At 69.2% G+C, this 21,365-nt stretch carries 20 protein-coding genes and 3 tRNA genes; 11 read left to right on the top strand and 12 right to left on the bottom strand.

Going from position 1 to position 21,365, the window contains the following annotated elements; translation table 11 throughout:
- Nucleotides 1–25: 25 nt before the first annotated feature.
- Nucleotides 26–99 (top strand) — tRNA-Ile (locus ACIGJI_RS15335).
- A gap of 26 nt (nt 100–125) precedes the next feature.
- Nucleotides 126–201 (top strand) — tRNA-Ala (locus ACIGJI_RS15340).
- 18 nt (nt 202–219) lie between these two features.
- On the opposite strand, the gene ACIGJI_RS15345 is transcribed toward ACIGJI_RS15340, so the two are convergent.
- Both ACIGJI_RS15345 and ACIGJI_RS15350 read right to left on the bottom strand, forming a co-directional pair.
- Nucleotides 220–1,341 carry a Xaa-Pro peptidase family protein gene (locus ACIGJI_RS15345; protein WP_363446024.1) on the bottom strand — a complete coding sequence of 374 codons (1,122 nt, stop codon included), beginning with the start codon at nt 1,339–1,341 and terminating at the stop codon, nt 220–222.
- A gap of 51 nt (nt 1,342–1,392) precedes the next feature.
- Entirely contained in the window at nt 1,393–1,839 is a 447-nt protein-coding gene (locus ACIGJI_RS15350) for a hypothetical protein (protein WP_363446022.1), read from the bottom strand.
- A gap of 136 nt (nt 1,840–1,975) precedes the next feature.
- On the opposite strand from ACIGJI_RS15350, the gene ACIGJI_RS15355 reads away from it, so the two are divergent.
- Complete coding sequence (locus ACIGJI_RS15355; RefSeq protein WP_187662798.1) at nt 1,976–2,398, top strand: NUDIX hydrolase; 423 nt, start codon at nt 1,976–1,978, stop codon at nt 2,396–2,398.
- Between the two features lie 11 nt (nt 2,399–2,409).
- Here the strand turns inward: ACIGJI_RS15355 and ACIGJI_RS15360 are convergent, their stop codons facing one another.
- Entirely contained in the window at nt 2,410–2,892 is a 483-nt protein-coding gene (locus ACIGJI_RS15360) for an aminoacyl-tRNA deacylase (protein WP_232089133.1), read from the bottom strand.
- Complete coding sequence (locus tag ACIGJI_RS15365; protein ID WP_025102885.1) at nt 2,889–3,386, bottom strand: hypothetical protein; 498 nt, start codon at nt 3,384–3,386, stop codon at nt 2,889–2,891. Before ACIGJI_RS15365 ends, ACIGJI_RS15360 begins: the two co-directional genes overlap by 4 nt.
- 146 nt (nt 3,387–3,532) lie before the next feature.
- Here ACIGJI_RS15365 and ACIGJI_RS15370 point away from each other — a divergent pair, with 146 nt between their 5' ends.
- Together ACIGJI_RS15370 and ACIGJI_RS15375 are read left to right on the top strand one after the other, a co-directional pair.
- A complete protein-coding gene (locus tag ACIGJI_RS15370) occupies nt 3,533–4,090 on the top strand; it encodes a peptidylprolyl isomerase (RefSeq protein WP_187662799.1) in 558 nt (185 codons plus the stop codon).
- Between the two features lie 21 nt (nt 4,091–4,111).
- On the top strand, nt 4,112–5,005 hold the full coding sequence (locus ACIGJI_RS15375; RefSeq protein ID WP_187662800.1) for a rhomboid family intramembrane serine protease: 894 nt from the start codon (nt 4,112–4,114) through the stop codon (nt 5,003–5,005).
- A 151-nt stretch (nt 5,006–5,156) separates the two neighbouring features.
- Here ACIGJI_RS15375 and ACIGJI_RS15380 read toward each other — a convergent pair whose 3' ends face one another.
- Nucleotides 5,157–5,396: a cell division protein CrgA gene (locus tag ACIGJI_RS15380; protein ID WP_025102888.1), complete on the bottom strand. Its 240-nt coding sequence runs from the start codon at nt 5,394–5,396 to the stop codon at nt 5,157–5,159.
- A 104-nt stretch (nt 5,397–5,500) separates the two neighbouring features.
- Here ACIGJI_RS15380 and ACIGJI_RS15385 point away from each other — a divergent pair, with 104 nt between their 5' ends.
- Genes ACIGJI_RS15385 through ACIGJI_RS15395 form a run of 3 tightly spaced genes read left to right on the top strand, consistent with a single transcriptional unit; the run spans nt 5,501 to nt 7,105 of the window.
- Nucleotides 5,501–6,295, top strand: coding sequence for a class E sortase (locus ACIGJI_RS15385; protein WP_187662801.1), 795 nt, complete (start codon nt 5,501–5,503; stop codon nt 6,293–6,295).
- A 25-nt stretch (nt 6,296–6,320) separates the two neighbouring features.
- Nucleotides 6,321–6,476 carry a DUF4175 domain-containing protein gene (locus ACIGJI_RS15390; protein WP_136051341.1) on the top strand — a complete coding sequence of 52 codons (156 nt, stop codon included), beginning with the start codon at nt 6,321–6,323 and terminating at the stop codon, nt 6,474–6,476.
- Nucleotides 6,473–7,105 (top strand): aminodeoxychorismate/anthranilate synthase component II, encoded by a 633-nt coding sequence (locus ACIGJI_RS15395; protein WP_363446020.1) that lies wholly within the window; start codon nt 6,473–6,475, stop codon nt 7,103–7,105. The genes ACIGJI_RS15390 and ACIGJI_RS15395 overlap by 4 nt, the downstream gene beginning before the upstream one ends.
- A 19-nt stretch (nt 7,106–7,124) precedes the next feature.
- Here ACIGJI_RS15395 and pknB read toward each other — a convergent pair whose 3' ends face one another.
- Genes pknB through ACIGJI_RS15430 form a run of 7 tightly spaced genes read right to left on the bottom strand, consistent with a single transcriptional unit; the run spans nt 7,125 to nt 16,000 of the window.
- Nucleotides 7,125–8,816 (bottom strand): Stk1 family PASTA domain-containing Ser/Thr kinase, encoded by a 1,692-nt coding sequence (gene pknB, locus ACIGJI_RS15400; protein ID WP_187662803.1) that lies wholly within the window; start codon nt 8,814–8,816, stop codon nt 7,125–7,127.
- A gap of 45 nt (nt 8,817–8,861) precedes the next feature.
- Nucleotides 8,862–10,613 (bottom strand): serine/threonine-protein kinase, encoded by a 1,752-nt coding sequence (locus ACIGJI_RS15405; protein ID WP_232089135.1) that lies wholly within the window; start codon nt 10,611–10,613, stop codon nt 8,862–8,864.
- The gene (locus ACIGJI_RS15410; protein WP_268777826.1) at nt 10,610–12,064 is read right to left on the bottom strand and encodes a penicillin-binding protein 2; all 1,455 of its coding nucleotides are present in this window, start codon (nt 12,062–12,064) and stop codon (nt 10,610–10,612) included. The genes ACIGJI_RS15405 and ACIGJI_RS15410 overlap by 4 nt, the downstream gene beginning before the upstream one ends.
- 1 nt (nt 12,065) lies before the next feature.
- Nucleotides 12,066–13,451, bottom strand: a complete 1,386-nt coding sequence (locus ACIGJI_RS15415) for an FtsW/RodA/SpoVE family cell cycle protein (RefSeq protein WP_187662805.1) — start codon at nt 13,449–13,451, stop codon at nt 12,066–12,068.
- Entirely contained in the window at nt 13,448–14,752 is a 1,305-nt protein-coding gene (locus ACIGJI_RS15420; RefSeq protein WP_060922719.1) for a PP2C family serine/threonine-protein phosphatase, read from the bottom strand. The genes ACIGJI_RS15415 and ACIGJI_RS15420 overlap by 4 nt, the downstream gene beginning before the upstream one ends.
- Before the next feature lie 7 nt (nt 14,753–14,759).
- Nucleotides 14,760–15,278: an FHA domain-containing protein gene (locus ACIGJI_RS15425; protein ID WP_363446017.1), complete on the bottom strand. Its 519-nt coding sequence runs from the start codon at nt 15,276–15,278 to the stop codon at nt 14,760–14,762.
- On the bottom strand, nt 15,275–16,000 hold the full coding sequence (locus tag ACIGJI_RS15430) for a DUF3662 and FHA domain-containing protein (protein WP_025102897.1): 726 nt from the start codon (nt 15,998–16,000) through the stop codon (nt 15,275–15,277). The genes ACIGJI_RS15425 and ACIGJI_RS15430 overlap by 4 nt, the downstream gene beginning before the upstream one ends.
- A gap of 145 nt (nt 16,001–16,145) precedes the next feature.
- Here ACIGJI_RS15430 and ACIGJI_RS15435 point away from each other — a divergent pair.
- From ACIGJI_RS15435 to ACIGJI_RS15445, 3 genes are all read left to right on the top strand, one after another.
- A tRNA-Leu gene (locus ACIGJI_RS15435) sits at nt 16,146–16,228 on the top strand.
- Nucleotides 16,229–16,315: 87 nt separating this feature from the next.
- On the top strand, nt 16,316–16,783 hold the full coding sequence (locus tag ACIGJI_RS15440) for a hypothetical protein (RefSeq protein WP_363445997.1): 468 nt from the start codon (nt 16,316–16,318) through the stop codon (nt 16,781–16,783).
- A gap of 121 nt (nt 16,784–16,904) precedes the next feature.
- Nucleotides 16,905–21,308: a GEVED domain-containing protein gene (locus tag ACIGJI_RS15445; RefSeq protein ID WP_363445995.1), complete on the top strand. Its 4,404-nt coding sequence runs from the start codon at nt 16,905–16,907 to the stop codon at nt 21,306–21,308.
- Nucleotides 21,309–21,365: the final 57 nt, after the last annotated feature.

Below are 21,365 nucleotides of genomic sequence, written 5' to 3' on the forward strand. Positions count from 1 at the left end.
CTCCGGTAAAGTTCTGGAGGTTGACGGGGCTATAGCTCAGGCGGTTAGAGCGCTTCACTGATAATGAAGAGGTCCCAGGTTCAAGTCCTGGTAGCCCCACCCTTTCAATTCAAGAATTCCCTCACGGGGCCTTAGCTCAGTTGGTAGAGCGCCTGCTTTGCAAGCAGGATGTCAGGAGTTCGAATCTCCTAGGCTCCACCATCCTCCCCCCGCCTCACCTCACCCGTCGGTTGCCGTGAGTCCGTGCGGTGCCGTGTTCAGGCGTTCGACCCCGTCCGCGGTCACGACCACGATGTCCTCGATGCGGGCGCCCCACTCTCCCGGGAAGTAGATGCCGGGCTCGATGCTGAAGGCCATGCCCTCTCGGAGCTCGAGGTCGTTGCCGGGGGCGATGTAGGGCTCCTCATGCACCGAGACGCCGATCCCGTGACCCGTGCGGTGCAGGAACGCCTCCCCCAGCCCGGCCTCCGCGAGCACCGAACGGGCGGCCGCGTCGACCTCCGCCGCCGTGACTCCAGGGCGCACCGCATCCACCGCCGCCTGCTGCGCGCGGACGAGGGTGGCGATGCGGTCCGCAGCATCCGGATCAGGCGTTCCGACGACATAGGTCCTCGTGCTGTCCGAGTTGTAACCGCTCGGCACGGCGCCGCCGATGTCGACGACCACCACGTCGCCCTCCTCGATGACCCGGTCGGAGACCTCGTGGTGCGGATCCGCGCCGTTGGGCCCAGAGCCGACGATGACGAACTCGACCGTCCGATGGCCTTCCTCGACGATCGCCGCGGCGATGTCGGCGGCGACCTCCCGCTCGGTGCGCCCCGCGCGCAACCAGGCGGGTACGTGGCGGTGCACGGCATCGATCGCCGCGCCGGCGCGACGCAGCTCGGCGATCTCCTCGTCATCCTTGATCATCCGGCCCTCCCGGAGGACGGGCGTGGCGAGTTCGAGCCGCGCCTGCAGCCGCTCCCCGATCGGCACGACGTGCAGCGCGGGAAGCGCATCCGAGACGCCGACGCGGGAGACGGAGCCCGTCGCCGCGGCCACGAGGGCGTACGGGTCCTCGCCGTCCACCCAGTCGGCGACCGTCAGTCCCAGCTCGCCGATGGCCGTGCTGCGCACCTTGGCGAGCTCCATGCGTGGGACGACCACCGTAGCCGCGCCCCGGGGAGGAAGGACCAGCGCGGTCAGCCGCTCGATGGTGTCGCCCTCGACGCCGAGGAGGTACTGGAGGTCGGGGCCGGGGCCGACGACGATCGCGTCGAAACCGGCAGCATGCGCGAGGTCCTGCGCGCGCTCCAGGCGGCGGGCGTAGACGGCGGCGGAGAAGGGGAGGGTGCTCACAGCCACCACGCTAACGCGAGCGACACCGCTGCGTCAGGCCTTCACCGCGAATCAGCTGATCGCCTGGCGGATGCGCGCGGCGAGGAACTCGAGATCCTTCTCCGTGAGCGCGGTCACTGCGTACGCGGTCGGCCAGACGGTGCCGTCGTCGAGGTGGGAGATCGGCTCGAAGCCGAAGGTTCCGTAGCGGACCTTGAACTTGCTCGCCGGCTGGAAGAAGCACAGCACCTTGCCGTCTCGGCCCCACGCCGGCATGCCGTAGTACGTGCGGGGCACGAGCTCCGGCGCCACCTCGGACACCAGCGCGTGCAGCTTCTCGGCGAGCTGCCTGTCCTCGTCGGTGAGCTTCGCGACGGCTTCCTTGAGATCGGCCTCGCCGGCGGCGCGCAGTTCCTCGGGCGACTTCTTGGCTCGGGAGCGTCGGGTGCGCGCCTCCTTCGCGGCGGCCTGCATGGCCTCGCGCTCCTCGGTGGTGAAGTTCTTCTCGGTGTCGGCCATGATGGTCCTCTCGTGCGGCCTCGATGATGGTCCCAGCGTAGGGACGCCGACCGCTCCCGTGCTTCTCGATTCGTGATCGATCCGCCGGTCCCGTCACGCGGCGGGCGATGGCTCGATACCCGGATAGGGTGTCTCCATGGACCTGCGCGTCGCCGCATACGGGGTCGTCACCGATGAGGGTGGGCGCCTCCTCCTGGCGCGATGGACCGAGGGCCGGCGAGTGGCCTGGACCCTTCCCGGCGGCGGGCTGGAGCCGGGCGAGGCGCCCGAGGATGCCGTGCGCCGGGAGATCCGCGAGGAGACGGGCTACACGGTGAGGGTCGGGTCGCTGCTCGGTATCCATTCCCGTGTCATCCCCGCCGGGCGGCGCGTGCAGAAGTCGTCGGATCCGCTGCACACCCTGCGCATCGTCTACCGGGCGGAGGTATCCGGCGGGAAACTCCGCTGGGAGACGGAGGGATCCACCGATCGCGCGGAATGGTTCCCGCTCCCCGCGGTCGCGGGTTTGCAGCGTGTTCGCCTGGTCGACATCGCGTTGCGGATGGCCGGCATCCTCTAGGAGTCGAGCCGTCAGCGTTCGTCGGGAACCGAGATATCGGCGACGGTGGCGTCGTACGCGGCGATGAGGTCGTCGGCGTCGACGAAGAGGCTGTAGCCGTGCGTGCCGGCGCCCATCGCCACCCGCTGACCGACGATCGATGCGTCGGCGTAGACCGGCCAGTCGGTGGTGCTGCCGATCGGCACGATGGTCCCGCGCTCGTAGCCGGTCGCCGCGAGGGCCAGCTCGGGCTCCGGGAGGCGCAGCTTGTTGACGCCCACGAGGGCGCGCAGCTTGGGCCAGGAGATGGATCGTCCGCCGGGGACGAGAGCGAACAGATACGTGTCGTCCGAGCGCTTCACCACGAGGGTCTTCACGATGCCCGACGGCGGGATGCCGAGGATCTCGGCGGCCTCGACGAGGCTACGCGCCTGCGGCCGCTCGCGGATCTCGATGTCGAGTCCGCGGGCGGCCGCAGCATCCCGCACCCGCGCGTGCGGGTCGGGAGTGGTCACGCGTCGGGAGCCGACAGCGGGTCGTCGGCCACCCACAGCTCGTCGTCGGCCCGCAGCGCCTGCCAGGCGGCGTAGAGCACGCCGACCGCGGCTGCGGCACCCAGGACGATGGCGATGACGGATCCGAGACCAGGACCCTTCTTCTGCGAGACGGCCTTGCGGGCCTTGTACTCGACGCCGTGACGCTTGGCGTTCGCGACGTCCCAGGCGGTCAGCGCGGTGCCGACGACACCGCCGACGATCGGGACGACCTTGTCGTCCACGACGTGCTTGCCGGCCTTCACCGAACGGTCGACGACCGGGGCGACGCGGCGGTTGTAGGTGTCCTGGACGACCGGGACGATCTGCTCGCGATTGAAGTTGCCGAGCTGGCGACCCGCCTCACGAGCGACGTCGGCAGCGTGGCCGACGAGCACCTGCTGGTCTTCCCACAGCTGGTTCGCGTCCTTCTGAAGACGACGAAGCTGCTTCTTCCGCTTGCGGCTGAGGCTCACGATGCTCTCCTGTCCATTGGAGTACGGGTTCCCCATCTTGCCACGAGAGGCTGGATGCGGCGAGGGAATCGCCCGCCCCTTGCATCATCGGCCCCTGCGTTGTACACGCCCGGCCCGCTCACCGGAAGCTCTGCGAGAATGAACGCATGGTTCACGCTTCCCACGTCGCAACTCTGCACACCAACCACGGTGACATCGTCATCAACCTCTTCGGCGACCACGCCCCGAAGACGGTCAAGAACTTCGTCGGCCTCGCCGACGGCTCCCAGGAGTGGACGCACCCCGCCACCGGCAAGCCCGGCGAGGGTCCTCTCTACAAGGACGTCGTCTTCCACCGCATCATCCCGAACTTCATGATCCAGGGCGGCGACCCGCTCGGCCAGGGCGTCGGCGGTCCGGGGTACAACTTCGACGACGAGATCAACAACGAGCTCAACTTCAACGAGCCCTACATCCTCGCGATGGCCAACGCGGGTCTTCGCCGCAACGCCATCACCGGCAAGGTCGAGGGCACGAACGGCTCGCAGTTCTTCATCACGACCGACCCGACGCCGTGGCTGCAGGGCAAGCACACGATCTTCGGCGAGGTCGCCGACGACGCGTCGCGCAAGGTCGTCGACGCGATCTCCGCCGTTCCGACCGCGGCGGGCGATCGCCCGATCGAGCCGGTCGTGCTGCAGTCGATCGACATCGTCGCCGCCTGACGACAGCGACGGCCGATCCGGATGACGACGCCCGAGTTCACGAACAACCGTGAGAACTTCTGCTACCGGCATCCGGATCGGCAGAGCTTCGTGCTCTGCCAGCGGTGCCTTCGGACGATCTGCCCGGAGTGCCAGACGCCTGCCCCGGTCGGCGTCATCTGCCCGGAGTGCATGAACGCGGAGCGCAAGAACCGCACCCCTGCGCAGAAGAAGGCCGCGCGTCGGTGGCGCGGCGGTGGGGCCGCCACCATGGGTGCCGTGCGCAGCGGCAAGCCCGTGGTCACGTACGCGCTGCTCGCGGTGACGTCGTTCATCGGCCTCGTGCAGCTCATCCCCGGGCTCAACGCCCCGATCATCCAGGCCCTCGGCTTCTACGCGCCGTTCCTGTACCCGAACCTCTCCCTCCTGCCGTTCGAGCCGTGGCGGTTGCTGACGGTGCTTTTCGTGCACGGCGGCTTCGTGCATCTCGCCCTGAACATGCTCGCCCTGTGGATGCTCGGACAGAATCTCGAACCGATGCTCGGTCGCGTCCGCTACCTCGCGCTGTATCTCATCAGCGGTCTCGGCGGTTCGGTCATGGTGGCCGTTCTCGCGCCGGAGACGTGGACGGTCGGCGCCTCGGGGGCGATCTTCGGACTCCTGGCGTCGCTCCTGATCATCGGACGGCACATCGGGGCGAACGTCACCGGCATCCTCGTCATCCTCGGCATCAACTTCGCCTTCGGATTCTTCGCGGGCGGCATCTCCTGGCAGGCGCACCTCGGCGGCGCGATCACGGGTGCTCTCGTGGCGCTGATCTACGTCCGCACGAAGCGCCGCGATCAGCGGACCTGGCAGATCGTGTCGCTCGCAGCCCTGGTGGTGCTGTTGATCGTCGTGGTCGCCGTGGTACCGCCGCTGATCCTTTTGGCCTGATCCCGAGTTGTTAACAGGGTTGTTAACCCCTGTGAATAACATCGGTGTAATTCTCCCCAGTGTGGGGATAACCTGTGGATAACTTCCGCTTCGCTCCACAGACGAAAACCCCCCGCCGAAGAGGCGAGGGGCTTTCTGTCGTTCTGCGCGGTCAGCGCCAGCGTGTCGTCATGAGGAATCCGATAAGGGCGATGCCCAGGCCGATGGCCAGATTCCAGTTGTCGAGCCCGGGGATGGGGAACTGCATGCCCGAGATGTAGAAGACGAGGATCCACGCGAGGCCGAGGAGCATGAAGCCGATCATCACCGGCTTGAACCAGACGGCGTTGGGAGCGGCGTCGCCTTCGGCGCGCTCGACGGCGGGTTCTTCGGTCTTGCGGTCACGTGCCATGCCGTCATTGTACCCGGGAGACCTCGGCGCCGACGAGCCGTCAGGGCGCGGATCGGCGATGCCCCAGCTCCTGCTGCACAGGTCGGACGGATATGATCACGCCCATGACTGCATCTGTCGCGCCTGGGGGGCGGCGCGAACGGCGGCAGCGACCACGGTCGCGAGCCACGTTCGCGAGCGTGCTCGGCGAACTGCTCCTGACCGCGGGCGTCGTCGTCCTCCTCTTCGTCGCCTGGCAGATGTGGATCGGCGACATCATCATCGCGGCCCAGAAGAACGAGGAAGGTGCCGCGATCTCGCAGCAGCTCGCCGCGGGGGAGGCACCGGAACTGCCGCCGCTGGTCGAGACGGACGACGGCGAGACCGTGTACGAGGCGCCCGTCCCCACGGCGCCGGCCGACGGGGAGTGGTTCGGTCAGATGCACATCCCCCGATTCGGGGCCGACTACAACTTCGGCATCTACGGGGGCACGAGTCGCGCGCGCACCCTCGACCAGAAGGGCATCGGCGTCTACACGCAGTCGAAGATGCCCGGAGAGGTGGGGAACTTCTCGCTCGCCGGCCACCGGACGACCTGGGGGAAGCCGTTCAACCAGCTCGACAAGCTGCACGTGGGCGACGCGATCGTGGTGGAGACGCCCGACGGCTGGTACACCTACCGGTTCCGCACCCTGGAGTATGTGAAGCCGACGCAGACCGACGTGCTCGCCGACGTGCCGCAGATGCCGGAGCAGCAGACCGGCGAGCAGTACATCACACTGACGGCGTGCTCGCCGCTGTACTCGCTCGCCGAGCGCATCGTCGCCTACGGGGTGTTCGAGAGCTTCCAGCCTCGGGCCGAGGGGCCTCCGTCCGCCCTCACCGACCCACCGCCCCCGCCGGCCGCGCCGTCCGTCTGACCCGCCACCAGGAGAGAGAAGACCCATGTACGCCGCACTCTGGCGCCTGCTGCCCGGCCCGTGGTGGCTGCGCGTCCTCATCCTGCTCGTGGTGATCGCCGCGGTGCTCTACGCGTTGTTCTGGTACGTGTTCCCGTGGGTCAGCCCGCTCATCGCGCCGGGCGAAGTCGACGTCGAATGACCAGGGTGCTCGTGGTCGACAACCACGACAGCTTCGTGCACACCCTCGTGGGCTACCTCCGGGAACTCGGCGCCGACACCACGCTGGTGGAGTCGGACGCGGCCGACCCGGCCGAGATCGACGCGCTTCTCGGCGCGCATGACGCCCTCCTGCTCTCTCCGGGGCCGGGGGCGCCCGTCGATGCCGGCGTCTCGGTCGACGCGGCACGCATCGCGATGCGGCGGGGAGTGCCCACCCTCGGAGTATGTCTCGGGCACCAGGTCATCGGGGCCGCATTCGGCACGGCCGTCGGTTCCGCCCCCGAGGTCATGCACGGCATGGTCTCGGCCGTCCGGCACGACGGCTCCGAGCTGTTCGCGGGCCTGCCCTCACCCTTCGACGTCGGGCGCTACCACTCGCTCGCTCTCGCGGCGGGTGACCTTCCCGCCGACCTCACCGTGACCGCGACCGCCCCCGACGGCACCGTCATGGCGCTCGCGCACCGGACACTGCCGGTGCACGGGGTGCAGTTCCACCCGGAGAGCGTCCTCACCCCAGGGGGCTACCGGCTCCTCGCCAACTGGCTCCGGCTGTGCGGCGACGAGCATGCCGTCGCCCGCTCCGTCCGCCTCGACCCGCTCGCACGCTGAACCGCTGCGGAGTGTCGCGTCAGGATCCGGTGCAGTAGCGGAGTTCGACCGACGACCCGACCGGGACGTCGCCCGGCGCGACGGACATCGAGTGCACGGTCTCCGGATCCGTCGCCGGGCACTCCGGCGCCTCGGTCGGCACCGGGGTGAGCCCCAGGTCCTCGAGCGCCTGCGTGGCCGAGTCCAGGGACCAGCCGACGACGTTGTTCAGAGTGACCTTCCCGCTGGCCACCTCGAGGTTCACGACGGTGCCGGGAGCGACCTCGGCATCCGCCTCCTCGCTCGCCGTCATGACGGTGTTGGCGGCGAGGCCCTTGTCGTTGCGCTGCGTCACGGTGCCGAGTTCGAGGCCGGCGGCCTTCAACGCCTTCGTCGCGGCATCGAGGGACATCCCCTCGAGCTTCGGCACGACCACTGTCTCTTCGCCGGAGGACACGTAGAGGGTGACGGTCGAACCCTGCTCCACGGAGACGCCGCCCTCGGGGTCGGTGCGGATCACGTTGCCCTCGGCGATCGACGGGCTCGACTCGATGACGATCTTGGAGGAGAGATCCAGCTCAGCGAGATCGTCCTGTGCGCGCTCGGAGGCGACGTTCGTCAGGTCGGGGACGACTCGCGAGGTGCTGGGCACGTCGGCGGGACGCATGCTGATGGTCCAGACCCAGAACAGCACCGAGGCCAGGAGCACCGCCAGCAGGGCGACTCCCGCCCAGATCCATGCGACGGGCGGTCCCGACTGCGTGCGTGCCATCGTGGTGTCGGTGCTGAGCTGACGCAGCGACCGCGCCGTCTCCTGCGCCTGGCGGGGGCTCGGGCCGTAGAGCTCGCTGGTCAGCGCGCCGATCTGCTTGCGGGTGGGTGCGGCGCCCGTCACCGCGGCATCCAGAGCGGCGCGGAAGTGCGCGGCATCCGGATACCGCTGGTACGGGTCCTTGGCGAGGGCACGCAGCACGATCGGGTCGAGGGCGGCGGGCGACTCCTCGTTGACCTCGGAGGGCGGGACCGGCGTCTCGCTGACGTGCTGGTAGGCCACGGCGACCGGCGACTCGCCACGGAACGGCTGTCGTCCCGTCAGCAGTTCGTAGAGCACGACCCCTGTGGAGTAGAGGTCGGCACGGGCGTCGACCGGTTCGCCCTTGGCCTGCTCGGGGGAGAAGTACGCGGCGGTGCCGATGATCTGAGTGGTCTCGGCCACCGTCGAGGACGAGTCGGACACCGCGCGCGCGATGCCGAAGTCCATGACCTTCACCTGGCCCTTGTCGGTGACCATGACGTTGCCGGGCTTGATGTCGCGGTGCACGACGCCCGCGCGATGCGAGTAGTCCAGCGCTTCGAGGATGCCGTCGACGTAGCGCACCGCGTCCTCGACGGGAACCGGACCGTCGGCGATGATCTTCTTGAGCAGGGTGCCCTTGACCAGCTCCATCACGATGTACGGCGGCTCGTCCGAGGAACTGTCGACCGTCGACGGATCACCGGCGTCGTACACACGGACGATCGACGGGTGCGACATGCGCGACGCCGACTGCGCCTCCAGGCGGAACCGCGTGCGGAAACTGGTGTCGCGGGCGAGATCGGGATCGAGGATCTTGATCGCGATCTCGCGGCCGAGGGTCAGGTCGTACCCGCGGTACACCTTCGCCATCCCGCCGTGTCCGATGAGCTCGTCGACGCGGTACCGGCCCGCGATGACTTGTGGCTCTGTGGACACGGATGACCCCCCTGGAAACGACTGCGGCTGGACTGGATACTCAGGCTACCCTTGGGCGCCGTCGCCGCCGTCACCCTCGCCGTCCTCCGGTGCCACGATCGTGACGGAGAGCGGGGGAGAGGCGTTCGACGTGCGCTGGTCGCCACCGGAGCACAGGCCCTGATACGTCGCGATGAGCTGCTGTCCCACGGCGTCGCCGACGGTCACCTGAGCGTTGCGCTGCGTCGGCTGGAAGTTCGGGCCGCCGGAGGCGAAGGTGCCGTTCTGCAGCGAGACGACGTAGCCGGACAGCGTCGTGCCGCTGGGGCAGGTGAAACCGGTGCCCCAGGAGATCGTCACGGTGCTGCCCGCGACCGGGTCGCCGGTGATCGTCGGCTGGTCGGTCGGCGTCGGCAGCGGCGTGCGGCCGGCGTAGACCGTGAGCGCGATCGGGGTCGTCGTGGCGACGTTCCCCTCCGGCTGCACCCGGTAGACCTTGCCGACGTCGCCGTCGCTCGGGGCGGGGTCGCCCTCGCCGCAGGCGATGTCGGAGAACCCGGCCTCCTTGAGCGTCGCGGTCGCGGTGCCGCAGTCCATGCCGTTGAGACCGAGTGCGGTCACGTCGACCCGGGTCTCGTCGGGCGTGGGCTCCTGCGAGGGCGTCTGCGTCTGTGTCTGCGTGGGGGTGCGGCTCGCGGACCCGGTGGGGTCGGGGTCGGCATCCTTGCCCTGGTTGCCGAACAGCGCCCACAGCGTGCCGGCGACGACGATGAGCAGCAGGACCAGCAGCGCGATGAGCGGCCAGGTCCAGGCGCTCTTCTTCTTCTTTTTCTTCTCCTGCTCCTCCGCGGCGGCCTCGTCGGTGGGAAGCTGCGCGGTGGTGGGGAGGATGCGTGTCGTGCCGTCGTCACCGGTCGCGGTGAGCATGCGCGTGGCGTCGTCGTCGCCGGCGATGCCGCCCGTCGCGATGGCGGGCACGGCGATGGCCGCGGAGTTCAGGTCTCCGCGACGCAGGGCCTGGGCCGCACGAGCGACCGTGGCCGAGGAGGAGGGGCGATCCGCCGGCTTCTTGGCGATCATCGCCATGACCAGGTTCTGCACGGGGATCGGGACCGTCGGCGGCAGCGGCGGCGGCTGCTCGTTGATCTGCGCCATGGCGATCGCGACCTGCGACTCGCCCGTGAAGGGGCGCTTGCCGGCGAGGCACTCGTACGCGACGATGCCGAGCGAGTACGTGTCGGTCGCGGGGGAGGCAGGGTGACCCGACGCCTGCTCCGGCGACAGGTACTGCACCGTGCCCATGACCTGACCGGTCGCGGTGAGCGGTACCTGATCGGCGATCCGGGCGATGCCGAAGTCGGTGATCTTCACACGGCCGTCGGGCGTGATGAGGAGGTTCCCGGGCTTGATGTCGCGGTGCACGAGACCCGCGGCGTGCGCGGCCTGGAGGGCCGAAGCGGTCTGCGCGACGATGTCGAGCGTCTTGTCGGCACTCAGTGCGCCGTCCCGCTCCAGGATCGTCGACAGGGCCTCACCCGGCACGAGCTCCATGACGAGGTAGGCGCTGCCGTTCTCCTCGCCGTAATCGAACACGCTGGCGATGCCCTCGTGGTTGACGAGCGCAGCATGACGCGCTTCCGCGCGGAACCGCTCGAGGAACCCGGGGTCCCCCATGTACTCGTCCTTGAGGATCTTGATGGCGACGGTGCGTCCGATGACGTGATCCGTCGCCTCCCACACCTCGCCCATGCCGCCGATCGCAATCCGCGACTGCAGCTCGTAGCGACCACCGAACGACACACCCTGCGTCGGCCTCATCTGCCCAGCACCGCCTCTATGACCTTCTTCGCAATCGGAGCGGCGATGGTGTCCCCGCTTCCTGATTGACCCTGTCCGCCGCCGTTCTCGACGACGACCGCTACCGCGACCGCGGGGTCGTCCGCGGGGGCGAACCCCGTGAACCACAGCGTGTGCGGCCTGTTTCCGTTCTCCGCCGTTCCGGTCTTACCGGCCACGTCGACCCCGTCTATTCTTGCACCCTGCGCCGCGCCGTTTGAGACGCTCGCGACCATGGCGGAGGTCACCTCGTCGGCGACGTCCGGCTCCATCGCGCGACCGAACTCGGTGCTGTCGAACGACCGGATCACCGAGAGGTCGTTGCCGATCACGGCGTCGACCATCTGCGGGTTCATGACGACGCCGTCGTTGGCGATGCCCGCGGAGACCATGGCGATCTGCAACGGCGTCGCGGTCACCTGCCCCTGCCCGAATCCGGTGAGGGCGGTCTGCGCGTCGTCGAGCCCCTGGGGGTAGCTCGAGGGCGTCGAGGTGAGCGGGATGTCGAAGCTGCGGTTGAACCCGAACTTCTCCGCCATCTCCCGGATCGTGTCATCGCCGAGCTCGACCGCGAGCTCGGCCATCGGGATGTTGCAGCTGAGACGGATCGCCTCGGCGATCGTGACCGTCGCGCCGGAGCCGCAGGTGCCGCCCCACGCGTTGGAGACGCGACTGTTCGAGCCCGGCAGCGTGTACGAGGCGGGGTTGGGGAGGGTCGACTCCGGCGTCCACTCTCCGCTGGCGTAGGCGGCCGCCGCCACGACGATCTTGAAGGTCGACCCCGGGGGATTGAGGTCGCCGGCGATCGCCCGGTTCGACAGCGGTTTGCCGGGGTCGGCCACGAGCTGGTCGTAGGTCGCGTTGGCGGCGTTCGCGTCGTGGGTCGCCATGCTGTTCGTGTCGAAGCCGGGGGTGGACGCCAGCGCGAGGATGCGTCCGGTCTTCGGGTCCATCGCCACGACGGCGCCCTGCAGGCCGTCCAGTGCCTCGGTGGCGGCGCGCTGCGCTGCCGTGTTCAACGACAGCTCGACGCTGAATCCGCGCTGTGGTTGACCGGAGAGGATCCGCTCGATCTCTGCGAAGAACGCGTTCGAGCCGGTGCCCGAGAGATCGGCGTTCATCGCCTCCTCGATGCCGGTGCTGGAGCCGAGCGCGGGGTTGAAGTAGCCGGTGACGGGCTCCCACATCTCGGCGTCGGTGTAGACGCGCTGGAACCGGTACGTGTCGTCGCTGGGGACCGAGTTGGCGATCGCGGTGCCGTCGACGATGATCGCGCCGCGCTGGATCTCGTAGCTGTCCAACCGGGTGCGCTTGTTGTGCGGATTCTGCGACAGCCCGTCGGTCTCGACGACCTGGATCCAGCTCGTCGCGGCGAACAGCGCGATGAACATGAACAGCATGACGATGCTGAGTCTGCGGAGTTCTCGTGTCATGTCAGCCGATCACCACCCGGGGCTGACGGCGGACGCCGTCGGAGATGCGGAGGAGGAGTGCCACGATGAGCCAGTTCGCGACGAGCGACGAGCCACCGGCGGCGAGGAACGGGGTGGTCAGACCGGTCAGCGGGATGACCCGGGTGACGCCGCCGACCATGATGAACACCTGCAGCGCGATGGTGAACGACAGGCCCGTGGCGAGCAGCTTGCCGAAATCGTCCTGACCGGCGAGACCGATGCGGACGCCGCGGCTGACGAACACCATGTAAAGGCAGAGGATCGCGAAGAGCCCGATGAGGCCGAGCTCCTCGCCCAGGCTCGTGATGATGTAGTCGCTGTGCGCGAGCGGCGTGATCTCCGGGCGGCCCTGCCCCCAGCCGGTGCCGATGAGGCCGCCGCGGGCGAGCCCGAACAAGCCCTGCATGGGCTGGTATCCGGCGCCGTCGGGGTCGACCTTCGAGGAGTCGAACAGGAAGAGCCAGTTGACGAAGCGGCCCTGCACATAGCTGAGGATCTGGGAGGCGACGGCGACGCCGGCGACCACGAGGCCGAGACCGATGAGCACCCAGCTCGTCTTGCCTGTCGCGACGTAGAGCATGGCCACGAACATGCCGAAGATGAGCGTTCCGGTACCGAGGTCGCGCTGGACGACGATGATGCCGAGCGAGACGAGCCAGACGACCAGCACCGGACCGAGCTCGCGCATCCGCGGCCAGGTGATCCCGAGCACCCGCTTGCCCACCGACGTGAGGCTCTCCCGCGTGCGCACGAGGTAGCCGGCGAAGAAGATCGCGAGACAGATCTTGGCGAGCTCTCCGGGCTGGAAGGCGAACATGCCGCCGAGCGAGACCCACACCTGTGCGTTGGCGTCGGGGATCCGCAGACCGGGCACGAACGGCAGGAGCAGGAGGAGGATTCCGGCGAGTCCGAAGATGTAGGTGTACCGGAACAGGATCCGGTAGTTGCGCAGCAGGATGACCACCGTGATCGCCCCGGCCAGCGAGATGGCGGTCCAGGCGAGCTGTTTGGTGGAGTAGGCGTTCCACCCGGTGTTCGCGAAGGCGATGTCGATCCGATAGATCATCGCGACGCCGAGTCCGGTGAGCAGCGTCGCGATCGGGACGACGAAGGGGTCGGCGTCGGCGGCGACGAAGCGGAGCACGATGTGCAGCGCGAACGCCAGAGCTGCCAGGCCGCCGCCGATCGCCAGGATCATCGGGTCGATGGTGCCGAGGGCGCCGAGCTGGACGAGGGTGAGGGCGGCGCCGCTGATCGCACAGGCGAAGAGAAGCAGCCAGAACTCGCGGTTGCGCTGCGTCTGCGGCATGCGCAGGCGGCGCAGGGCCTTGATGACCGTGGTGTCGGCCTGGACGTCGGTGCTCACCCGGCACCTCCCGACGGTGTGGCGCTCGGGGAGGGGAGCGGTGTGGGCAGCGGGGTCTGCTCGATGATGTTCGCCTCGGCGCCCGTGCGGAGACGGTCGACGATGGCCATCGCGTCGGAGAGCGAGCGTGCGCTGATCGTGCGCTCGACCGAGGCCCGCTGATACGGGGGCAGGTCGGCGAGGAGGATCTCGGTGTCCTCCACCGGCGTCGACAGCGTGATCGGACCGATGTTCTGCTGCACACCTTGGAAGATCACGACACTGTCCTCATCGGCGCCGATGAAGTAGCGCGTCTGCGTCCAGCTGTAGGCGGCGAACGCGGCGAAGCCCAGCATCGCGAGGACGACGAGGGTGCCGGCGATCCAGCCCAGCCGGCGGCGCTTGGCGCGACGGCGGTCCTCCTCGATCAGCTCCTCGAGGTACTCGGGTGCCGGCTCGAAGTGGCTCGGCTCATTCGCGGCCTGCCGCACCGGGTGCAGCCAGTTGCTCCGCGGGGCCCGCACCGGCGGCACGTAGACACCCGACGGGTTCGATGCCGCTCCGACGATCGTGGCGGTGCCGGAGTGGACGGGGTGCTGACCGCCGACGTCGACGATCACGATCGTGACATTGTCCGGGGCGCCGCCGTCGAGGGCCTGCTTGAGGAGGTTGTCCGCCGTGCGGCCGGGGGCGAGCCCGAGCTGCATGGCCTTGAGGATGCGGGCCTCGTCCACGACACCGGAGAGGCCGTCGGAGCACAGCAGCCAGCGGTCGCCGGGCTGCGCGTGCATGACGAACATGTCCAGCTCGGGGTCGGCGTCCATGTCGCTGAGCACGCGCATGAGCACGGAGCGCCGCGGGTGGTACCTGGCCTCTTCCGGCGTGATGCGGCCGGAGTCGACCAGGCGCTGCACGAAGGTGTGGTCGGCCGTGATCTGCGTCAGCGCGTCGTCGCGGTAGAGGTAGATGCGGGAGTCGCCGATGTGACCGATGACGGCATACTCGTCCACCATGATGATGGCGCTGAGCGTGGTGCCGAGCCCGGCGAGCTCCGGACGATCCTTGGCGGCGCGGATGAGGTCGCCCGCGGCGGTCGTGGCGGCGGCCTGAAGGGCGGCCTGCGCGTCCTCCGTGGAGGAGTACGGCTGGTCCAGCGGCTCCATGCGCTGGATCGCGATGCTGGAGGCGACGTCGCCGCCCGCGTGCCCGCCCATGCCGTCGGCGACGACGAACAGGTTCGCCCCGGAGTACCCGGAGTCCTGGTTGTTGGAGCGGACCTTCCCGGTGTGGGAGATCGCGGCGCTCGAGCCTTCGAAGACCATGCCGGCGTCAGGCCCTCAACTCGAACGTCGTCGCGCCGACCTTGACCGGGGTGCCGAGGCTCAGGGAGACCGGGCCGCCCGTCACCCGCTGGCCGGCCACGAACGTGCCGTTCGTCGAGTCGAGGTCCTGGATCGCCCAGGTGTCGCCGCGGAGTATGAGTCGGGCGTGATGGCTGGACGTGTAGTCGTCGCGGATCACGAGGGCGGATTCGCTGGAGCGGCCGATCGTCATCGCGTCGGAGCCGAGGGGGAGCTCGAGACCGGCCTTCGGCCCGGACGTGATCACGAGACGCTTCGCCGTGGCCACGGTGGCGGGGCCGGTCGACGGTCGCGCGGACGAGGGGCGGGGCGGGGCGGCCGGTGCCGGGGCGGCAGCAGCGGGTGCTCCCGCGGTCGCCTCGGCGGGGAGCTTGCGTGCGCGTACGCCGAACAGGTCGGCGCGCAGCGAGTAGACGACCCCGAACACGAAGAACCACATCAGCACGAGGAAGCCGATGCGGAGCAGGAGCAGGACCAGTTCGCTCATCCGAGGGCTCCGAACACGCGGGTCGCGTCATCGTCGGGGCGGGACGACCGCGACGGGGTGGCGACGGGGACGATGCGGAACACGAGGTCGGTGCGACCGATCGTGATCGTGGTGTCGGAGGGGAGGGCGGCTTCGCGGAGCTTCTGCCCGTCGACCTTCGTGCCGTTCGTGGACCCCATGTCGCGGAGCATGGCGCGCTCGCCGTCCCAGAGGATCTCGGCGTGACGACGGCTCGATCCCGCATCGGCGATGGTGATGTCGGCGTCGGAGCCGCGGCCGATCACGGTGCGGGCACGGGTGAGGGTGTGCCGGCGTCCGTCGACGTCGACCACGGCCTGCCAGCTCACGCGTCCTTCGACGGTGCCCGAGGTGACGCGCACGGTGCCGGTGGCGACCTTGTCGTCCGCCTCGAGCGTGAGGGACAGCGGGCCGGCGAAGCTGTAGCCCTGTGACTTCGCGTGCTTCGTGAGGAGGGCGTGCAGCTCGTCCGTCAGCGCACCGCCGAGGCCGCGCATGCGCTCCGCATCGTCGGGGCTCAGGCGCACCACGTAGTTGTTGGGCGCGATGATGCGGTCACGGCTCACCACCGCAGCAGTGGTATCCGCCTCGCGTCGCAGCGCCGAAGCGATCTCCACGGGCTGGATGCCGCTGCGGAAGGTCTTCGCGAACGCGCTGTTCACTGCGCGCTCGAGACCCTTCTCAAAGCTGTCAAGTAGTCCCACTGGGCTCCTCTGGCATGCCGACCGGTAGGGACATCGTAGCCAGGTGACCTGGGGGAACGCCGCCGCCGCCCCTCCCGGGGGTGTGCAACGAGGCCGAAAACGCGTGATATCCTCGGAAAGTTGAGTTCTTCGGAACGAGACGCTCGCGCGAGTGGCGGAATGGTAGACGCGCTGGCTTCAGGTGCCAGTGTCCTTATGGACGTGGGGGTTCAAGTCCCCCCTCGCGCACAGCGAGACATTCATGAAAGAGTCGGTCAGAGTCTGATCGGCTCTTTCTTCTTCTCCGCCGCGAACGCCCATCGATCGGTCTCACGCATGACCCCTTGGATGCACACCGCCGGACTGATCGTCGTCCGGATCGTCCTTCCCGTCGCACTCGTCCTCGTGGGGCTGCTGCTTCTCTGGTACGGCGTCGGCATCGCGGACAGCGATCCGGGAATCGCCTGGGTGATGATGGCGGTCGGGGGAGCGGGCGCCTTGTTGTCCCTCCTCCTGCTCTGGCGACTCAACAACGCCCGCGGGCGCGAGGATTTCCGGTGGTACGTGGTCCCCGAGAACGAGGAAATGGACGAGGACGCCGCCCCGCCGGAGCTGCTCTCGGACGAGGACAGGGAGCGTCTCACCCGCGAGTTGGCCGAGGTGAACCGCCGGTGGCGAGAGGCACTGGAGGCGGGTTTCCTCTCCGGCGGCTCGCTCGCCGCCCACGAGATCCGTGCGGAACTCGAGGAGCGCGCCGCGGTTCTGCGCCACCGACTCGGCCTGTCCGCCGAGCAGGAGAACTGACTCACGTCCTCATCCTGGAGGGACGAAAGTCACCCTGGAGTTCCCTGATCGCTCCCCCTACTCTCAGCCGTATCCCAGTTCGGAGGGGTGGGTGAACTGGGCACGGAACAGGGGAGTGTCCATGCAGTTCTCTCTGCATACGAATTCCGAACGCGAACAGAAGAACAAGGACCGGAGAACGCGACGACGCCTGCTGTCGCCGCGACGACCGTGGGCGGTGGCGACGATGCTGGCCCTCGTGCTCGGGTCGCTCGTCGCGCCCGTGCTGCCCGCGATGGCAGCCCCTGGTGACCCGGCGCAGCTGTACCTCGGCGTCTCGTACGAAGGTCCGATCGTCGGCTCCGACAAGGACCTCACGGCACCCACGGAGTGTCCGGCGAACTCGGTCCTCACCGCGGTGCAGACGGAGAACCGGACGGCGGATGCCCCGGGCGCCACCGGCAACTCGATCCTCACGCGCTTCAGCCTGCAGTGCTCCACGATCACCGTGAGCAACGCGGGCGTCATCACCGCGACGGTGAACCCCACCTGGATCACCGGACCGGTCTACGACCAGAGTCGCGGCAACGTGCAGACGGCGACGTGTCCGGCGAACACCTTCGTGCACCGGATCACGGGTACGACCTTCGTCGGCGACAACGGCGCCCGCTGGCCCTCCTCGGTGCAGATCACGTGTCGTCCGATGACCTTCACGGCGGCCGGCGAGCTGCGGGTCAACCTCGCGGCGACTCCCACCGTGCTCACCGCAGGCCAGAACTTCAACACCAACGGCGGCCTCGACACGCCCACACCGCGATGCGGGCCGGCCGGGACGACCGGAACGAGCGACATCGTCGTGCGCGGCTACCGGGCTCAGAGCGGTGGCGAGGGCATCGACGGCTTCAATCCCTCCTGTACGACCATCCCCGACGACTTCGGCGATGCGCCGGCCAGCTACGGATCGGTCTCCCAGGAGCTCAATGCGGCGACGTATCTGGGGTGGTCGGCGGATGCCGAGAGCGCGATGCAGTACAGTGCGAACGCCACGGGCGACAACGCAGTCGGCGGCACGGCCCCCAACCAGACCATCAACGACGAGACGGGGGTGGCGTCGTTCGGGCCGATCATGGCCAGCGTGACCAACACCTATTCCGTGTCGGTGCTGGCCTCGAACAAGGTGCCCGGCGTGCCGGCGACTTTGGTCGGCTGGATCGACTTCAACCGCAACGGCGTGTTCGATGCGAATGAGGGTGCCACCGCGGCGGTGCCCGCAGGGACGGCGGACGGCTCGTCGGTGACGCTGAACTGGTCCGGCATCGCCTCCCAGACGGTGGGCGGGCAGACGTTCGCGCGGTTCCGCATCCAGAGCGGGACGGGTCTGACCACGGCGACCCCGACGGGGACCGGCGGCCCGGGTGAGGTGGAGGACTATGCCCTCGCGATCACGGCTCCGGCGCCGTCTCTGGCGTTGACGAAGACGGTCACGCCGACCACCGCCAGTGCGGCGGGGGACACGGTCACGTACTCGTTCGCGGTCTCCAACACCGGCAACGTCGCCGTCTCGGGTCTCGGCATCCGCGAGTCCGCGTTCAGCGGCACGGGGACGCTCGGGGCGGTGAGCTGCGCGGCGACGACGCTCGCCGTGGGGCAGAACACCACCTGTACGGCGGCATACACGCTGACGCAGGCGGACATCGATGCGGGCACGGTGACGAACACCGCGCTCGCGACCGGTACCTCCGAGGCCAACACGGGTGTGGAGAGCAACCCGAGCACCGCGACGGTCACCACGACCCGTACCCCGGCGCTCACGGTCGTGAAGTCGGCCACCCCGTCCGGACCGGACGACTTCACGGTCGGACAGGTGATCGACTACTCGTTCATCGTCACCAACACGGGCAACGTGACCGTCTCGAACATCGCGGTGAACGAGACGGCGTTCACGGGTTCCGGCTCCCTGTCGACGATCGAGTGCCCGGTCGCCCCCCTCGCCCCGGGTGCGCAGACGACCTGTAGCGCGAGGTACACCCTGACGCAGACGGACGTGGACGGGGGATCGGTCAGCAACACCGCGACCGCCACCGGTGTGCCGCCGGGGTCGCTGACGCCACCGGTGTCGCCGCCGTCGACCGTGCGCGTGCCGGTGGACCCGGCTCCGGCGATCTCGCTGGAGAAGAGCTCCGAGACGACCGCGATCACGGCCGCCGGACAGACGATCGACTACTCCTTCCTCGTCACCAACACCGGGAACGTGACCCTGACGAACGTCGGCATCGACGAGGAGTCCTTCTCCGGCACCGGAGCCCTCGACGTGACCTGCCCCGCCGGCGCCGCCTCCCTCGCGCCGGGGGCCGAGGTCACCTGCACCGCGAGCTACACCGTGACCGCCGCGGACTACAACACCTCGGCGCTCACGAACACGGCCACCGCGACGGGCACCCCGCCCACGGGCACGGCACCGGTGTCCTCGCCGTCCACCGTCGAGATCCCCGTCACCGCCGCCCCGGCGCTCACGGTGACGAAGTCGGCGGACCGCACGGAGATCACCGCCGCGGGTCAGACCATCACCTACTCCTTCCTCATCACCAACACCGGAAACGTGCCGATCGCCGACGTCGGGGTGACGGAGACCACCTTCACCGGCACGGGTACGGCTCCTGTCATCACCTGCCCCGCGGCCGCCGCATCGCTGGCTCCGGGTGCGCAGGTGACGTGCACCGCTCCCTACGTGGTGACCCAGGCCGACATCGACGCGGGCGGGGTGACCAACTCCGCGACCGTGACCGGGGAGCCGCCCACGGGCGAACCGCCGGTGTCACCGCCCTCGACCGTGGTGGTCCCTGCGGACGAGACGCCCGCGATCAGCCTCGTCAAGACCGCCGACCCGACGTCGATCACCGCCGCCGGCGCGACCGTCGACTACGCGTTCCTCGTGACCAACACCGGCAACGTGACCCTGACCGGCATCTCCGTGGCCGAGACCGCCTTCTCCGGCACGGGCACGGCCCCTGTCATCACCTGTCCGGCCGCCGCCGCCACACTCGCTCCGGCCGCCCAGGTCACCTGCACCGCGTCCTACGAGGCGACGCAGGCGGACGTCGACGCGGGTCAGGTGACCAACACCGCCACCGCGACGGGCACGCCGCCGCGCGACCTCGAACCGCCGGTGTCCGCGCCCTCCACGGCGATCGTCACGGTCCCCGGCGCGCCCGCCCTCACGGTCGTGAAGACGGCCGACCGGACGGAGATCACCGCCGCGGGGGACGTCATCACCTACTCCTTCCTCGTGACGAACACGGGCAACGTGACCATTTCGGACGTGACCGTCGACGAGGTGTCGTTCTCGGGTACCGGCGCGACTCCCGTCGTCACCTGCCCCGCAGCGGCCGCGTCCCTCGAGCCCGGGGCTCAGGTGACCTGCACCGCGACCTACGAGGTGACGCAGGCCGACGTCGATGCGGGTGGCGTGACGAACACCGCCACAGTGACGGGCGACCCGCCCGGAACCCTCGAGCCGCCGGTGTCGCCGCCGTCGGAGGTCGAGGTCCCGTCGATCGAGACGCCCGGGATCACCGTCGTGAAGTCGGCCGATCCTTCGACCGCCGCCGGCTACACGGTCGGAACGGAGATCACCTACACCTTCGTCGTCACGAACACCGGCAACGTCACGCTCACCGACGTGACGGTGGATGAGACGGCCTTCACGGGCTCGGGCGAGCTGTCGGCGATCACCTGTCCGGCGGGGGCCGCGGCGCTCGCGCCGGGAACCCAGATCGCCTGCACCGCCACGTACACGCTGACGCAGACCGACGTCGACTCGGGGCAGCTGTCGAACACGGCGACGGCGACCGGAACGCCGCCTTCCGGAACGCCGCCGGTGTCGCCGCCGTCGACGGTGGAGATCCCGGGTGACCCGGCGCCGGCGCTGACCGTGGCGAAGACCGCGGATCGAACCGAGATCACGGCGGCGGGGCAGACGATCACCTATTCGTTCCTGGTGACCAACACCGGCAACGTCACGGTGCGCGACGTGACCGTGGACGAGGGCACCTTCACGGGCACAGGGACGGCTCCCGTCGTGACCTGTCCGGCGGGTGCGGCCACCATGGCACCCGGGGCCCAGGTCACGTGCACCGCCGAGTACGTCGTCAGGCAGGCGGACATCGATGCGGGCGGGGTGACGAACACCGCGACCGTGACGGGCACGCCGCCGTCGGGGGAGCCGCCGGTGTCCCCGCCGTCCGAGGTCGAGGTGCCGTCGGAGCCGTCGCCCGGCCTGTCGGTCTCGAAGACGGCGGACCGGACGGAGATCACGGCCGCCGGGCAGACGATCACCTATTCCTTCCTCGTCGTGAACACCGGCAACGTGACGCTGACGGATGTCGAGGTGACGGAGGCCTCGTTCACCGGCACAGGAACGGCACCCGTCATCGAGTGCCCGGCCGCGGTGGCGTCGCTCGCTCCCGGGGACGAGGTGACGTGCACGGCCGAGTATGTCGTCACGCAGGCGGGCGTGAGGAACGAACTGGTGACAGGTTCGGTTTAGGCCGCGAGTGTGAGCGGCTCGGCTAGCTTGGCTTCGAACTCGATGGGCGTCAAGCCG

Source organism: Microbacterium sp. NPDC064978, from assembly GCF_044543605.1.
In the GTDB taxonomy this organism is placed as follows: domain Bacteria; phylum Actinomycetota; class Actinomycetes; order Actinomycetales; family Microbacteriaceae; genus Microbacterium; species Microbacterium meiriae.